Annotated in this window: 13 protein-coding genes and 1 tRNA gene; 4 read left to right on the forward strand and 10 right to left on the reverse strand. The window is 67.9% G+C overall.

Annotation, left to right across the window (positions count from 1 at the left end; translation table 11 throughout):
- Window positions 1-4: 4 nt before the first annotated feature.
- Both Q9R14_RS12485 and Q9R14_RS12490 read right to left on the reverse strand, forming a co-directional pair.
- Window positions 5-1,162 (reverse strand): efflux RND transporter periplasmic adaptor subunit, encoded by a 1,158-nt coding sequence (locus Q9R14_RS12485; protein ID WP_306002588.1) that lies wholly within the window; start codon window positions 1,160-1,162, stop codon window positions 5-7.
- The gene (locus Q9R14_RS12490; protein WP_306002589.1) at window positions 1,162-1,662 is read right to left on the reverse strand and encodes a cation transporter; all 501 of its coding nucleotides are present in this window, start codon (window positions 1,660-1,662) and stop codon (window positions 1,162-1,164) included. Before Q9R14_RS12490 ends, Q9R14_RS12485 begins: the two co-directional genes overlap by 1 nt.
- 75 nt (window positions 1,663-1,737) lie before the next feature.
- On the opposite strand from Q9R14_RS12490, the gene Q9R14_RS12495 reads away from it, so the two are divergent.
- A complete protein-coding gene (locus Q9R14_RS12495) occupies window positions 1,738-2,235 on the forward strand; it encodes a helix-turn-helix domain-containing protein (protein WP_293826584.1) in 498 nt (165 codons plus the stop codon).
- Between the two features lie 467 nt (window positions 2,236-2,702).
- On the opposite strand, the gene Q9R14_RS12500 is transcribed toward Q9R14_RS12495, so the two are convergent.
- Together Q9R14_RS12500 and Q9R14_RS12505 are read right to left on the reverse strand one after the other, a co-directional pair.
- Window positions 2,703-2,777: transfer RNA gene (locus Q9R14_RS12500), tRNA-Gly, on the reverse strand.
- A 118-nt stretch (window positions 2,778-2,895) separates the two neighbouring features.
- Window positions 2,896-3,678: an SDR family NAD(P)-dependent oxidoreductase gene (locus Q9R14_RS12505; RefSeq protein WP_055754272.1), complete on the reverse strand. Its 783-nt coding sequence runs from the start codon at window positions 3,676-3,678 to the stop codon at window positions 2,896-2,898.
- Between the two features lie 55 nt (window positions 3,679-3,733).
- Here Q9R14_RS12505 and Q9R14_RS12510 point away from each other — a divergent pair, with 55 nt between their 5' ends.
- A complete protein-coding gene (locus tag Q9R14_RS12510) occupies window positions 3,734-4,132 on the forward strand; it encodes a YkvA family protein (RefSeq protein WP_055754271.1) in 399 nt (132 codons plus the stop codon).
- Window positions 4,133-4,284: 152 nt separating this feature from the next.
- On the opposite strand, the gene Q9R14_RS12515 is transcribed toward Q9R14_RS12510, so the two are convergent.
- A complete protein-coding gene (locus Q9R14_RS12515) occupies window positions 4,285-5,286 on the reverse strand; it encodes an NADPH:quinone oxidoreductase family protein (RefSeq protein ID WP_161640087.1) in 1,002 nt (333 codons plus the stop codon).
- A 188-nt stretch (window positions 5,287-5,474) separates the two neighbouring features.
- Between Q9R14_RS12515 and Q9R14_RS12520 the strand changes: the two genes are divergently transcribed.
- Window positions 5,475-6,344 carry an isoaspartyl peptidase/L-asparaginase gene (locus tag Q9R14_RS12520; protein ID WP_306002590.1) on the forward strand — a complete coding sequence of 290 codons (870 nt, stop codon included), beginning with the start codon at window positions 5,475-5,477 and terminating at the stop codon, window positions 6,342-6,344.
- Here Q9R14_RS12520 and Q9R14_RS12525 read toward each other — a convergent pair.
- The gene (locus tag Q9R14_RS12525; protein ID WP_306002591.1) at window positions 6,341-8,062 is read right to left on the reverse strand and encodes an ATP-binding protein; all 1,722 of its coding nucleotides are present in this window, start codon (window positions 8,060-8,062) and stop codon (window positions 6,341-6,343) included. The two genes, Q9R14_RS12520 and Q9R14_RS12525, sit on opposite strands and share 4 nt — an antisense overlap.
- 247 nt (window positions 8,063-8,309) lie before the next feature.
- Here Q9R14_RS12525 and Q9R14_RS12530 point away from each other — a divergent pair, with 247 nt between their 5' ends.
- Entirely contained in the window at window positions 8,310-11,174 is a 2,865-nt protein-coding gene (locus tag Q9R14_RS12530; protein WP_306002592.1) for a pitrilysin family protein, read from the forward strand.
- A gap of 333 nt (window positions 11,175-11,507) precedes the next feature.
- Here Q9R14_RS12530 and Q9R14_RS12535 read toward each other — a convergent pair whose 3' ends face one another.
- The 4 genes from Q9R14_RS12535 to Q9R14_RS12550 form a co-directional block, all read right to left on the reverse strand.
- Entirely contained in the window at window positions 11,508-12,341 is an 834-nt protein-coding gene (locus Q9R14_RS12535; RefSeq protein ID WP_295188813.1) for a serine protease, read from the reverse strand.
- 12 nt (window positions 12,342-12,353) lie between these two features.
- On the reverse strand, window positions 12,354-12,794 hold the full coding sequence (locus Q9R14_RS12540) for a DUF350 domain-containing protein (protein WP_091751531.1): 441 nt from the start codon (window positions 12,792-12,794) through the stop codon (window positions 12,354-12,356).
- Window positions 12,795-12,905: 111 nt separating this feature from the next.
- Window positions 12,906-14,066, reverse strand: coding sequence for a 23S rRNA (adenine(2503)-C(2))-methyltransferase RlmN (gene rlmN / locus Q9R14_RS12545; protein ID WP_306002593.1), 1,161 nt, complete (start codon window positions 14,064-14,066; stop codon window positions 12,906-12,908).
- An 81-nt stretch (window positions 14,067-14,147) separates the two neighbouring features.
- Complete coding sequence (locus tag Q9R14_RS12550) at window positions 14,148-14,447, reverse strand: DUF6356 family protein (RefSeq protein ID WP_185224983.1); 300 nt, start codon at window positions 14,445-14,447, stop codon at window positions 14,148-14,150.
- Window positions 14,448-14,457 lie beyond the last annotated feature (10 nt).

A 14,457-nucleotide genomic window follows, 5' to 3' on the forward strand; every position in this document is an offset into this window, starting at 1 on the left:
GCCCCTAGTGGCCGTGCTCGGCCTCGCCCTTGGCGAGTTCGGCTTTAAGGAGGAAGGCGTTGGCCCCAGCGACACGTTCAGACCCTGTCAGGCCGCTCAGGATTTCGGTACGATCTCCCGCCTGCCGACCCGCCAGGACCGAAACCGCGCGGAAGCCCTCAGCGGTACGGACGAACACGACGCTCCCGCCTTCCACCGTCTGGATCGCGTCTGATGGCACGGTTAGGCCACTGACAGCGCCGCCGGTTACGACACTCCCCGACACCGCCGATCCGGCGGGCGGCAGACCGCCTCCTGACGGGCGCGCGCGAATTATAGTTCCGCCGCCCTCACCGCCTGCGCCCGCCGCAACGCCGGTGACCACGGCATCGAACTCGCCAGCCGGTCCTTGCACGCGCACGGATGAACCGGCTCGAACTTGGGCTGCAAGCGCCGGGGGTGCGTTGAAGACGATCTCGACCCGCGCCGGATTGGTGACCTCGGCGATGACACCGCCCTGAGCGGCAAACCCACCGGGCCCAACCTGAACGCTGGTGACCACGCCTGAAATGGGACTGGTCACGCTGAGACGTCCGGAGGCGTTGGGCGATCCAGCGGCGGAGACCCGCGCCCTCGCGGCGCGGGCCGCGGCTTCTGAACTGAGCGATTGGGCACGAGACGTCTCGACCTCCTGACGAGCGACGACGCCGGCTTCCTCCAGATTTCGGTCCCGCTCATAGGCTCGGCGGGCGGCATCAGACGATGCAGCCGCCGCATCCGCATCGGCGCGGAGGGTCGCGGCATCGCCGCTGACCAGGATTGCCAGCGATTGTCCGGCGCGCACCGATTGACCCGGCGCGACCAAAACCCGTTCGACGCGGCCACCGACGCTCGCCGCGACGGCCGCCTTCGCATCAACCATCGGCTCGACCCGCCCCGACAGGCGGGTTTCGCCGCCACCGCCACCGGTCACGGCGACGATGGCGATGTTGGCGGCGGTGATCTGGGCCGCCGTCAGGACGACTACGCCTTCTTCGCCGCCTGCTTCCTCGCCCTCGGCGTGCTCGCCTTCCTCCTCGGAATGTCCGGCTTCACCCTCCGCCGCCGGAGCCTCCGCGGGTGAGCGGGTCATGGCATAGAGCCCCGCGCCACCGAGGACGACGACGGCGGCGACCCCGGCCATCAGCCAGGTCTTATTGATCTGTGGTGTGTGCAGAGCCAGACGGAACGGACATTGGCGTCGCCTTCGCGGTGACGCACGAGCAGAAGGGCGGCGACCGCGTTGGCAAGGAGACCGAACAGGCCCAAGCTGGTGATCACCGTCCCTTCGGGCGGTGCGCCCGATACGGCCCGCCAGATGGCGAAGCCGAGGATGAACACGGCCAATAGTCCCAGGCTCGCGCCCTTGAGCAGGGCGGCGCCGGACCGGACCCGCACCGACTTGCCGATCGCCCAAAGGCTAATGGCGTAGGTCGCGCTGTCGGCCAGGAAGTCCAGCGCATTGGCGCCGAGAGATGCCGAGCCCTGGGCCATGGCACCGCCCGCCACGGCCACGAAGGCGACGGCGTTGATGGCGATCACGGCCAGCAGGATGCGGCGGTAGGCGGGCGAGGCGCCGTCGAATTTGACGGTCGCGCCGCAACAGGCGGCGGCGGGTCTGTCCTGGATGAGGGGCTCGGTCATCAGAGAATCCGGCTGGGCGTCGGACGACCTATGCATCCTCTAGCGGCTAGAGGATCAAGCGCTTATTCTCACGCCATGGCTTCTTCCGTTCCCTCGCCACTTCGATCCATCGGAAAGCTGGCCACGGCCACGGGCGTGAAGGTCCCGACCATCCGCTTCTATGAGCAGATCGGGCTTCTGGCGCCGCCGCCCCGGACAGCCAGCGACCGGCGGCTTTATGACGATGCCGCCCTGCGCCGGCTGTCCTTCATCCGGCATGCGCGTCAGCTGGGGTTTGACCTCGACGCCATCCGCTCCCTGCTTGATCTGTCGGACCATCCCGACCGGCCCTGCGGCGATGCCAATGCGATCGCTGAGCGTCATCTGGCAGACGTCACCGAGAAGATCGCGCAACTCCAGGCCCTGCGAACCGAACTATCGCGTATGTCGGCGGAATGCGCCGGCGGCCGGGTGTCGGCCTGCAAGGTGATCGAGGTGCTACACGACCATGATCTGTGCGCGGTAGGCAACCACGTGGGCTCTACGGTCACAGGCTCCCATGCGTTTTCCGGAACACACGGGCGGCCTGGGTGACCAGGGGCACAGCCTCGTGGAGCCAAAAGCGGACCAAGCGCATGGCTGCCTAAAGTCAGATTCCGCTAGTCTCCGCCGACACGCCTTCGTAGGGCAGGCCGCTGCCTGTGTAAGCTGCCCATGAGCAGGCGGGTATGACCGTCGAGATCATGTTCAAAACAAGCGCTCACACCGCGCGGCTAAGTCAAGGCGACGGCTGACGGATACAAGGCAAGAAGCTTGGGGCAACATAGTTTCCAAGGCACTATTTTCCGCGATCTGCTCGCGAGCAGATCTGCTCAGGAATTAATGCGATCTTTTCAGCAGATTTCAGGGGCTTTCACCGCAATGCGCCTTGCCAGTCGACAGACGAGCGCTCGCCAGCGGAAGATTTTTGGTAGCGGTGTGGTAGCGGTGGATAAAATAGGGTGGGCGATCCCGTCGGGATCGCCCTGCCATAACCCATTGATTGCCTTGGCAATCCCGACTGGAGCGGGCGAAGAGATTCGAACTCTCGACCCCAACCTTGGCAAGGTTGTGCTCTACCACTGAGCTACGCCCGCACTCCGTAGGAGCTAGGTGCGCTCCCCGTCGAGGAGGGGGCGTATAGCGGAGGGTTGATCGGTCCTGCAAGAGAGAATTTGCAAAAAGCGATCAAGTCCCGCTCACGCCCCCCGCGCCTCAGCGCGGCGCCAGACGAATGGCGCCGTCCAGACGGATGCATTCGCCGTTGATGTAGACGTTTCGCGCCAGCTCCAGCACCAGCGACGCATAGTCGGCCGGCGTGCCCAGGCGGCTGGGGAAGGGGATGGCGGCGGCCAGGGCGTCCTGAATTTTCTGGTCCATGCCGGCCATCATCGGCGTCCACATGATGCCGGGCAGGATGGTGTTGCAGCGCACCCCTTCCTGGGCCAGATCGCGCGCGATCGGCAGGGTCATCGCATAGACGCCGCCCTTGGACGCCGAATAGGCCGCCTGGCCGATCTGGCCGTCCTGAGCCGCGACCGAGGCCGTGTTGACGATCAGGCCGCGCTCGCCGTCCGCCATCGGCTCCAGCGTCACCATGCCCGCCGCCGACTGCGACAAAACGCGGAAGGTGCCGAACAGGTTGACCCGTACGGTGCGCTCGAACTGGGCCATGTCGTGGGCCTTGATCTCGCCGGTGTCCTTCTTGCGCGAGACGGTCTTCTGGCCCGTGGCGATGCCGGCGCAGTTGACGGTCAGACGTTCCTGGCCATGGGCGGCGCGGGCCTTTTCGAAGGCGGCGGCGACCGAGGCGTCGTCGGTCACGTCCACCTGGCAGAAGACGCCGCCGATCTCTTTCGCGATTTCCTCGCCGCGTTCAGCGTTCAGGTCGAACAGGGCGACCTTGGCCCCCGTCGCCGCGATGGCGCGCGCGGTGCCTTCGCCCAGGCCCGAGGCGCCGCCGGTGACCACTGCGGCGATGGTGTTGTCGAGTTTCATCCTGATCGTTCCTATATTGTCGTGAACCTGAGTTTCGTTTGAGGATTTAGCGGCCATGACCGCCAAAGCCAAACCCGCCGATCCGTCGGATGTCCTGGACCCGAAAAAGGCGCTCGTGCCGTCGGTCGTGAAGATCAACGAGGCCCGCGTGGCCAAGGGCTTCTGGCCCAAGATCCAGCGCACGGCCGCCCGCATCCCCTTTGCGGACCAGGCCCTGGCCGCCTGGTACGCCGCGCGCGATCCACAGACGCCGATGGCGGCCAAGGGCATGATCTTCGCGGGCCTGGCCTATTTCGTCATGCCGGTGGACGCCATTCCCGACATCTTCGCGGGCATCGGCTATACCGACGATGCGGCCGTCATCACCGCCCTGCTGGCCCTCGTCGGCGCCAACATCAAACGCCGCCACCGCGACCAGGCCGAGGACGCGGTGCAGCGGCTGAAGGCGAAGTAGGCGCTCTCATTTAATGTCCGTCATCCTCGCCCTTGTGGCGAGGATCCATACGCCCGGCGCGTCGGTAGTATGCGCCATCGTCAGACATCGGGAGTATGGATCCCAGGGACAAGCCTTGGGAAGACGATGTAGGTGATCGGCGCGCGGGTCCTTTAGCTCTCGACCGTCACCACGATCTTGCCCAGCGCCTGACGGTCGCCCAGGGCCTTGATCGCTTCGCCGGCCTTTTCGAGAGGGAAGGTCTTTGAAACCCGCGGCCTGATCTTGCCGTCGGCGTACATCTGCATCAGTTCGGCCATGTTGGCGGCGTGGGCCTTGGGATCGCGCATCACCGCCGCGCCCCAGAAGACGCCGATCACCGACACCGACTTCAGCAGCGTCAGGTTCAGCGGCAGGGATGGAATGCCCGCCGGGAAGCCGACCACCAGATAGCGCCCGTTCCAGTCCATGGCCCGCAGCGCCGGATCGGCATAATCCCCGCCGACCGCATCATAAACGACGTCCGCGCCATCGCGGCCGGTCGCCAGCTTGAACTCGCCGGACAGCTCCTTCTGCGCCGCCTTGTCCATCGGTCCCGACGGATAGATCAGGCCATTGTCGGCGCCCAGTTCAAGCGCGAACTCGACCTTGTCGTTGGTCGAGGCGGCGGCGACCACCTTGGCCCCCATGGCCTTGCCCAGCTCGACGGCGGCGGCGCCGACGCCCCCGGCCGCGCCCAGCACCAAGAGGGTTTCGCCAGCCTTCAGCTGCGCCCGGTCCTTCAGCGCATAGTAGCTGGTGCCATAGGTCATGATCAGGGCCGCCGCCTCTTCGAAGCTCATGGCGTCGGGGATGGGAATGACGGTCTCGGCCCGCACCGCCAGCCGCTCGACCAGCCCGCCCCAGCCCGGCACGGCGATGACCCGGTCGCCCTTGCGCACGCCCTTGACGCCTTCGCCCACGGCCTCGACCACGCCCGCGACCTCGGCGCCCGGCGAGAACGGCCGCTCGGGCCGGAACTGATATTTGTCCTCGATGATCAGGGTGTCGGGATAGTTGATCCCCACCGCCTTGACCTCGATGATCACCTCGCCCGCCTTGGGCGTCGGGTCGAGCACGTCTTCCACGACCAGGGTTTCAGGGCCGCCAGGCGTCTTGGACAAAACAGCGCGCATCATTCCTCCTTGGGCCTACCGCGCTTCGCGCTACTTGAGGCCGTTGTTATTTGGCCTACCGCGCTTCGCGCTACTTGAGGCCGTTTCGTAATTGGGTTGCGACCGTCATGGCGCGGCCTTCATCGCGACGCTAAAGAGCGCCACGCCCGTTTGAAAGAGGCGATAAGGACAAGGCTCAGGAAGACGACATGACCGCCCTCATCCTCCACGGCGGCGCCGGCGCCCGGCGCGAACGCAACTACGACGCCGAGGTCGTGCACATGCGCGAGGTGGTCGAGGCCATGAAGGTTCGTCTGGACGCGGGCGACAGCGCCCTGGATGTCGCCACCGCCGCCGTCGTCATGCTGGAGGATTCGGGCCTCTATGTCGCCGGCAAGGGCGCATCCCCCAATCTCGCCGGCGCCTATGAGCTGGACGCCAGCATCATGGACGGATCGACGAAACGCGCCGGCGCCGTCGCCGCCCTGCAAGGGTTCCGCAATCCCGTCGTCGCCGCCCGCGCGGTGATGGAGAAGACGCCGCATATCATGCTGGCGGGCGAGGGTGCCGGTCTGTTCGCCCACGACCAGGGGCTGGAGCCCATCGGCGACGAGGCCGCCTGGTTCACCGGCGCCGGCAAGGGCGAGGACAACCATCCGCCCGGTACGCTCAGCCACGGCACCGTCGGCGCCTGCGTACTGGACAGCCAGGGCCGTCTCGCCGCCGCCACCTCGACCGCCGGGGTGTTCGGCAAGATGCCGGGCCGCGTCGGCGACACGCCGATCCCCGCCGCCGGAACCTGGGCCGACGCCCACGCCGCGACCTCCTGCACCGGCCAGGGCGAATATTTCATCCGCGTCGCCGCCTCCGCCCAGGTCGCCTGGCGCGTCGCCGCCGGCCAGTCGCTGGCCGAGGCGACCCAGGCCGTCATCGACGAGATCGGTCAGATGGGCGGTGACGGCGGCATGATCGCCCTGGACGCCGCCGGAAACATCGCCGCCCCGTTCAACAGCCAGGGCATGAAGCACGCCTGGCTGACCACCGCCGGCGAGATCGGCGTCCAGGTCTTCCGCGACTAGGTCCTGGCGGACATTACGTCGGAAATGGTGGTCAGCAGCCGTTTCAGATCGATGGGCTTGCTGACCACCGCATCCATGCCCGCGGCCAGATAGCTCTCGACCTGCTCCACCATCGCATTGGCCGTCAGGGCTATGATCGGCGTACGCACCAGCCCCTGGTCGGTCTCGCGCTGCCGCATCGTCCGGGTCGCCGTCGGACCGTCCATGTTCGGCATCTGCACATCCATCAGGATCAGGTCCCAGTCGCGCGTTTGCGTCGCTTCGACCGCCTGAAGCCCATCATCGACGATCTCGACCTCGATCCCGACCTGGCCCAGAAGGCCCCGGATCACCTGCTGATTGACCGGGTGGTCCTCGGCGACCAGCACCCGTAGCGCCCGCTCCGGCTCGGCGTCCGGCGCATCCTCACCGGCCTGCACGGGCTGCGCCGGCGTCAGCGGCAGCGTGACGACGAAGGTCGCCCCTTCGCCCGCCTCGCTCTCCACCTCGATCCGGCCGCCCATCAACTCCACCAGGGTCGCTACGATCGAAAGGCCCAGCCCGGCCCCGTCGCGCCGATCGACGGCCGCCGCCTCGATCTGGGCGAAGCGCGTGAAGAGTTGACCGATCTGGTCCGCCGGTATGCCCCGCCCGGTGTCCGACACGCGGAACACGGCCCCGGCGTCCGTCAGCGCGACCTCCAGCGCCACCTGACCCTCGGCCGTGAACTTGATGGCGTTGGACAGCAGGTTGAACAGGATCTGGCGCAGCCGGACCGGATCGGCGCAGACCCAGCCCAGGCCCGGCGACACGACTTGGAAGGCCAGGCCCTTGCTTTCGGCCAAGGGCCTCAGGGTCTCTGTGACCTCGTGGACCAGGACGTCCGCATCGATGGGCTGCGGCACGATCTCCAGCCGCCCCTCCTCGATCCGCGACAGGTCCAGAATCTGGTTGATCAGGTCCAGCAGGGTGTGGGCCGACCGGTCCAGGATCTCCAATCGCGCCTTCTGCCGATCCTCCAGCGCGTCGCCCGCCATGATCTGCGCCATGCCGATGACGCCGTTCAAAGGGGTGCGGATTTCATGGCTCATATTGGCCAGGAAGCGGGACTTGGCGGCATTGGCCTCGTCGGCCTCCTGACGCGCGCATCGGGCGGCGTCGCGGTCCAGCACGGCCGCCTCATGTGCCGCCTGCACGTCCATCAGCAATGCCTTGTTGCGCTGGTCTGCCGCGAACAGGTCGCACCACAGGGCGTGGGTCGCGCGCGAGATGATGAACAGGATCGTCGCCAGCATGACGAAGGCCGCCGCCACCGCCAGACCGTGCGGCCCGATCAGCGAGGGATAGATGACGACCAGCACGGTCGCGCAGATCGGCGCCGCCGCCAGCGCCAACAGCCGAGGCGCCGCGCTGAACTGAACGAAGGCCACACCGATCGACCAGACCTGGATCAGCACCACCACCAGCATCACATCGGCGCGGGGGTTCATCAGCCAGGCGATCAGCGGGCCGGACACCCCCAGCGCGAACCGGATCGCCACGATGGCCATCAGCAGCGGGGGCCAGCCCGCGACGGGCGCCTCAGCCTTCTGGTATCGCCTGACGCGCCCCTGCGCCCAGGCGTCGAACGCCATGCCGACAAGGGCGAACCCCAGCCCCACCCACGGCTGCCCGAGGGCCGCCAGGATCAGCCCGGCGGCCGCCCAGCTGCCGTAGAGAACAGCGGGCGGAGTAACCATATTTTGCAGAACAAAGGCCCAGACCGCGATCTTTTCGTCGGAGACAGAAGTCGCTTTCGCTCGTCTCGGCACGCGTCCTCGGCTTGGGTGGTCGCTGGGATGCGACCTATTGGCGAATAGAGCGCCGTCGGGGTTTTGTCCATCAACGACCCGCGCCTTATCCGGTTCATTACAGCTCGGTAAGGTGCAAGACGCCCAATCGCTGATACGGTCTCGGCGCCCGGCGTTCCGGGCTTCGGAGCCCTTCATGAAATCCCGCCTGATCGCCACAGCCGCCGCCTCGGCCCTCCTTCTCGGCCTCGCCGCCCCCGCCTTCGCACAGGGCGCCGCGCCCGCCGCTGCCGCCGCTCAATCGACCGGGCAGGCGCCGCAGGGCGTGAGCGTGCCGCCGCTGGGCTTCACCAAGCGCGTTCTGGCGAACGGGCTGGAGGTCTATTCGGCGCGTGACGCCGACACCTCGAACGTCACGGTCCAGGTCTGGTACAAAGTGGGCTCAAAGGATGACCCGGCCGGCCGCTCGGGCTTCGCCCACCTGTTCGAACACCTGATGTTCAAGTCCACCACCAACCTGCCGCCCGAGACCTTCGACCGGCTGACCGAGGACGTGGGCGGCTCCAACAACGCCTTCACCGCCGACGACACCACCGCCTATTTCGAGACCGTGCCCGCCAACCACCTGGAGCGGATGCTGTTCGCCGAGGCCGACCGCATGGGTTCGCTGGTCGTGGACGAGCCGACCTTCGTCGCCGAGCGCGACGTGGTGAAGGAGGAATACCGCCAGCGGATTCTCGCCAACCCCTACGGCCGCCTGTTCGGTCTGTTCGTGCCCGAGACGATCTATCAGGACAGTCCCTATCGCCGTCCGGGCATCGGCTCGATCGAGGAGCTGGAGGCCTCGTCGCTGGAGGACGTGCGCCGCTTCCACGCCACCTACTATCGTCCCGACGCCGCATATCTGATCGTGGCCGGCAACTTCGACCAGGCTCAACTGGACCGCTGGGTCGATCAGTATTTCGGCCCGCTGAAGAACCCGACCACGCCGATCCCGACCAACAATGTCGTCGAGCCCGAGCCGACGGGCCCGCGCAACGTCACCTACAATGCGCCGAACGTGCCGCTGCCGGCCGCCGTCGTCGCCTGGCCGACGGTGAAATACGCCGACGCCGACCGCGCCGCCCTGACCGTTCTGGACGGCATCCTGTCCACCGGCGAATCCAGCCGCCTGTATCGCTCGCTGGTCTATGACAAGCAGATCGCGGCCCAGATCGGCTCGACCCCCGACTTCTCGCAGCAGGCCGGCAATCTGTCCGCCCTGGCGATCATGGCCCAGGGCCATACGGCCGAGGAAGGCATCGCCGCCCTGAACGAAGAGATCGGCAAGCTGCGCGACACGCCCGTCAGCGCCGCTGAGCTGGCCGAGGCCAAGAACGAACTGGTCGCCGATGCCCTGCGCAGCCGCGAGACGGTGGACGACCGCGCGACCGCCCTGGGCTTCTCGCTGATCAACACCGGCTCGGCCGCCGCCGCCGACGAAGAGGTCGCTCAGATCCAGGCCGTCACCGTCGCCGACATTCAGCGCGTCGCCCGCAAATATCTGACGCCGCAGCGTCAGTCGACGATCACCTTCCTGGCCGCCGACGACCAGAACCCCGCCTCGGTCCAGAAGATGAACGTGGACGCCCCCGTGAAGGTCGCCGACCTGGCCCCCGCCGGTCCGCCCGCCGTCCTGCTGCCCGAGGCCGAGCGCAAGCCCCTGCCCCAGCCGGGCGCCGAGGTCGCGCCCGTGACGCCGACCGTCGCCGACTTCCGGCTCGATAACGGCCTGCGCGTCCTGGTCGCCCCCACCGACGGCGTGCCGCTGGTCTCGGCCCGTCTCAGCTTCGACGCCGGTTCGTCCGATGATCCGACGGGCAAGGCCGGCGTCGCCGCCATGACCGCCGCGCTTCTGACCCAGGGCACCAAGACCAGGACCGCGCCCGAAATCGCCACCCAGATCGAACAGCTGGGCGCCAGCGTCGGCGCATCGGCCGGGGTCGATTTCTCCAACGTCTATGCCAACGCGCCGTCGAACGCCTTCGCGGCGACCGTCGCCCTGATGGCGGATCTGGTGAAGAACCCGACCTTCGCCGGCGAAGAGCTTGAACGTCAGCAGGCCCAGACCCTGGACGGCCTGCGCGTCGCCCTCAGCCAGCCGGCGTCCATCGCCGGCATGACGGTCGGCCGCGTCATCTACGGCGACGCCCCCTATGGCGCGACGATCACCCAGCAGACTGTCCCGGCCATCACGGCGGCCGACGTCGCCGCCTTCCACGCCGCCCGCTACCGGCCGTCGGACGCGACTCTGGTCTTCTCGGGCGACATCACGCCGGCCGCCGCTCGCGCCCTGGCGCAACAGGCGTTCGGCGACTGGCGCCCGGCCGGCGCGGCCCCGGCCGCTGCGACCAATCCGGCCGGCCAGCCCCTGGCGCCGCGCATTGTCGTGGTGAACCAACCCGGCGCCGGTCAGGCCGCGGTCGTCGCCGCCGTTCGCGGCGTGTCGCGCACCGATGCGGACTTCTTCCCGCTGACGGTCGGCAACACCCTGCTGGGCGGCGGCTTCTCCTCGCGCCTGAACCAGGAGATCCGCATCAAGCGCGGTCTGTCCTACGGCGCCTCGTCGTCGCTGGGCGCACGGGCGGATGCGGGCCTGTTCACCGCCTCGACCCAGACCAAGAACGAGACCGCCGACGAGGTCGCCGATCTGATCCTGGCCGAGATCGCCAAGCTGGGAACCGAGACCCCGACCCAGGCCGATCTGGCCCCGCGCCGCGCCACCCTGATCGGCGGCTTCGGCCGCTCGCTGGAGACGGTGGACGGCCTGGGCGCCCTGGTCGCCAACCTGGCGCTCTATGATCTGCCGATGAGCGATCTGGCCGACTACGCCGGCCGGGTCCGCGCCGTCACGCCCGAACAGGTCGAGGCCGCCTTCGCTGAACACCTGCCGGTCAACCGCGCCAGCCTGGTCATCGTCGGCGACGGCTCGAAGTTCCTGGACGATCTGCGCGCCAAACACCCGAACCTCGAAGTCATCGAGGCGGGCGCCCTGAATCTGAACACCGGCTCGCTGAAGTAAGGCCGGATCGGCAAGCCCCCTCCTTCGCCTGGCGGCGAAGGAGGGGGTCGGCCGCCAGCCGTCCTATTTTCAGGACCGAAGTCGTCTCTTTTCAGGGACTTTCGGGCCGCCCTCGACAATCATCCATACGGGCTTCGATTGGGGATATGATCCATCCCCGATCTTTGACATCGCGATCTGCCCAAGCCGCGACCCTGGGTCTCAAGGCCGGGCCGACCTGCCTCGAGAATTGCACGCGTGCAATTCGAGCGGAGATTTATCCCTTCGATTTCCGTCTCCTGGCGCCAAATTGCACGCCATTGCACCCTTTTCGTCGGGTGCAATTTCCGTCCGCTAGACCGACAGACACACCACCTGGGCCACGCGCAGGTCGCGTCTCAGGCGGTTGGACACCTGGCCGTAATCCTCGGTCGTGATGGTCTGGCCGCGCGCGTCGTCCGCCGGCGTCTGTTCGCCGCGAATGGCCGGCCCGAACGTCTCCGGCGCCGTCGTATAGATCCGGCCCCGCCTCGGCGCCTCGGCGATGGTGACGCCCACGACGCGGCCCTGCGCATCCAGGGCCGGCGCGCCGGACAGGCCCGACAATGTGCCCTCAAGCCCGTTGGTGCGCCCGACCTCGGCCCAGGACAGCACCGGCTCGTCGCGCGCCCCGCGCCCGAAGACCTTCAAGGTCTCGCGCCCCAGCAGGCGTGATGTCACCTCGCCCGGACGCCCCTGAGGAAAGCCGGGATGAAAGGCGCGCTGCCCCTTGCGCAGCGGCGCCTCGACCGCGACCGGCAGCGCGGCGGGACCGCCGTCGGTGATCAGCAAGGCGACGTCGGCGCGCGGCGCCAGACGGACGTCGGCCGCGACCGCCCGCCCCTCGCCCACGACCAGCGCCGGCTTTCGGCATCCTTCGACGACATGGCGCGCCGTCACCCAACGCCCCCGTCCTGCGATGGAGAAGGCCGTGCCTGACGACGGCTTGAACGGCGCCTCGCCCGCATCGACGGTTACGGCGGCGTCAAAGGGGGTGATGGGGCCCAACAGCGCGCCCTCGGCCACATCGGCGTCGGCCTCCGCGACCGGCGGCGCATCGGCGTTCTCGCGTCGCCCTAGGGACACCGCCAGAAACACGGCCGCCACCGCTCCATAGATGGCCCAGTCCGGCAGGCGGGGAAACTGCATCGCTCCGGCCAATCAGCCGGTCAGCGCGGCGGACAGGATCACGGCCGTCGCCAGCTTGGCGCCCAGCAGCACCACCGCCGCCGAAATCTCGCCGTGGCGGATCCGCTCGGGCAGGCCCGTCAGCAGCAGGTCCACGACCCGGAAGGCCAGAAGCTGCAGCACCACGGTCGCCACGCCCCAGATGGCGATGTCTCGCACCGAGGTCGACACCGCCAGCGACACCGCCAGCGGCACCGCCAACCCCACCAGAATGCCGGCGAAGGCGATGGCGGCGGCGACATTGCCCTGACGGATCAGGGCGACCTCCTTCCACGGCGTCAGCAGAGCATAGACCGTCGCCCCCGCCGCGAGCAGCAGCAGGGTCACGATCAGGTGCATCACCATGACCGGGAAGCCCGAGGCGAAAGCCTGCACCTCGGCGCTGGAAAGGACGTTCGACAAGGAGGGGTCCATGCCCAGACGCCTTGCCCGATTGTCGCCCCAATCCGCAAGCGCGCCAGGGACACACTGCGTGACAATATGTATCCAAAGGTTGTGCCCTCTCATCAAGAGAGGACATGACGATCAGGCCGCCGCCTGCTCCGCCTTCCGCAGAGCCGACGCCCTGATCTTCTCGCTTTCGGACTTCAGTTGGCCGCAGGCGGCCAGGATGTCGCGGCCGCGGGGGGTGCGGATGGGCGAGGCGTAGCCGGCCTTGTTGAGGATGGCGGCGAAGCGTTCGATCGTCTTCCAGTCCGAGCACTGATAGTCCGTGCCGGGCCAGGGGTTGAACGGGATCAGGTTGACCTTGGCGGGGATGCCCTCGATCAGCTTCAGCAGGGCGCGCGCCTCTTCGGGGCTGTCGTTGACGCCCTTCAGCATGACGTATTCGAACGTCACGCGACGCGCGTTGGACAGGCCGGGATAGGCGCGGATGGCGGCCATCAGCTGGTCCAGCGGATACTTCTTGTTCAACGGCACCAGCACGTCACGCAGCGGGTCGTTGGTGGCGTGCAGGCTGATGGCCAGCATGGCCGCCGTGCGGTCGCCCAGCGCCTGGAGCTGCGGCACCACGCCCGAGGTCGAGACCGTGATGCGGCGGCGCGATAGGGCGATGCCCTCGTTGTCGCTGATGATGTCGATGGCGTCGGCGACGTGGTCCAGATTGTAGAGCGGCTCACCCATGCCCATGAAGACGATGTTGGACAGGCGCCGGTCTTCCTTGGGCGACGGCCATTCCTCCAGGTCGTCGCGCGCGACCTGAACCTGGGCCACGATCTCGGCGGCGGTCAGGTTGCGCACCAGCTTCTGCGTGCCGGTGTGGCAGAAGGTGCAGTTCAGGGTGCAACCGACCTGGCTGGACACGCACAGGGCGCCGGCGCGGCCAACGTCGGGGATATAGACGGTCTCGATCTCGATGCCCGGCGCGGTGCGGATCAGCCATTTGCGCGTGCCGTCCTTGGACACCTGGCGCTCGACGACCTCGGGGCGGGCCAGGGTGAAATGCTCGGCCAGCTTGGCCTGCATATCCTTGGCGACATTGCTCATGGCCGAAAACTCGGTCACGCCATAGTGGTGGATCCAGCTCCACACCTGGCTGGCGCGCATCTTGGCCTTCTCGGGTGGACAGACGTTCGCGTCGATCAGGGCCTGGCGCAGGCCGGCGCGCGTCAGACCGCTGAGGTTGACGGGGGCCTTGACGGCGGGCGCGTTAGAGACGCGCGAAAGATCGAGCGTGATGCTCAAGGCGGCGATCCTGCGTGAGGTTGAGCCGGCCTATATAGCACGGATCCCGGCGATTGCATGGCCGGGGCGGATTCGACCGCCCTAGAGGCCCACGTCCCAGACGCCGGCGTCGCGCATCCGGGTCTCGCGCGCCTCCTCGGCCCGGCCGCCCATGTCCTTGGCCATGCTGCGGATCGCGGTCGAGACGGTGGCCTTGTGCACGCCCGGCACGATCGCGTGGGCGAAGGCGGCGCCCGCTAGACCCAGCAGCTTGAAGCCGAAGCCGGCCGAGGCGGCCATATGCTGCAGATAGGTCTCGTCGACCTCGCGCGGGTGGTCGCGGAACAGGCGGTCGAACGGGGTCGAACCCGAACGGCGGCGGTCGATCGTCGTCTGACTCATGGCGGCGGCC

The organism is Brevundimonas sp. C43 (genome assembly GCF_030732185.1).
Lineage (GTDB): Bacteria > Pseudomonadota > Alphaproteobacteria > Caulobacterales > Caulobacteraceae > Brevundimonas > Brevundimonas diminuta_C.

Bases quoted from the DNA above. Each gene is read 5' to 3' on its own strand.
- Q9R14_RS12515 (WP_161640087.1), bottom strand. From the start codon at position 5,286: ATGCGCGCTGTTTTGTCCAAGACGCCTGGCGGCCCTGAAACCCTGGTC.
- Q9R14_RS12540 (WP_091751531.1), bottom strand. From the start codon at position 12,794: ATGGACCCCTCCTTGTCGAACGTCCTTTCCAGCGCCGAGGTGCAGGCT.
- Q9R14_RS12485 (WP_306002588.1), bottom strand. From the start codon at position 1,162: ATGGCCGGGGTCGCCGCCGTCGTCGTCCTCGGTGGCGCGGGGCTCTAT.
- Q9R14_RS12505 (WP_055754272.1), bottom strand. From the start codon at position 3,678: ATGAAACTCGACAACACCATCGCCGCAGTGGTCACCGGCGGCGCCTCG.
- Q9R14_RS12490 (WP_306002589.1), bottom strand. From the start codon at position 1,662: ATGACCGAGCCCCTCATCCAGGACAGACCCGCCGCCGCCTGTTGCGGC.
- Q9R14_RS12520 (WP_306002590.1), top strand. From the start codon at position 5,475: ATGACCGCCCTCATCCTCCACGGCGGCGCCGGCGCCCGGCGCGAACGC.
- Q9R14_RS12530 (WP_306002592.1), top strand. From the start codon at position 8,310: ATGAAATCCCGCCTGATCGCCACAGCCGCCGCCTCGGCCCTCCTTCTC.
- Q9R14_RS12535 (WP_295188813.1), bottom strand. From the start codon at position 12,341: ATGCAGTTTCCCCGCCTGCCGGACTGGGCCATCTATGGAGCGGTGGCG.
- Q9R14_RS12525 (WP_306002591.1), bottom strand. From the start codon at position 8,062: ATGGTTACTCCGCCCGCTGTTCTCTACGGCAGCTGGGCGGCCGCCGGG.
- Q9R14_RS12550 (WP_185224983.1), bottom strand. From the start codon at position 14,447: ATGAGTCAGACGACGATCGACCGCCGCCGTTCGGGTTCGACCCCGTTC.
- Q9R14_RS12495 (WP_293826584.1), top strand. From the start codon at position 1,738: ATGGCTTCTTCCGTTCCCTCGCCACTTCGATCCATCGGAAAGCTGGCC.
- Q9R14_RS12510 (WP_055754271.1), top strand. From the start codon at position 3,734: ATGACCGCCAAAGCCAAACCCGCCGATCCGTCGGATGTCCTGGACCCG.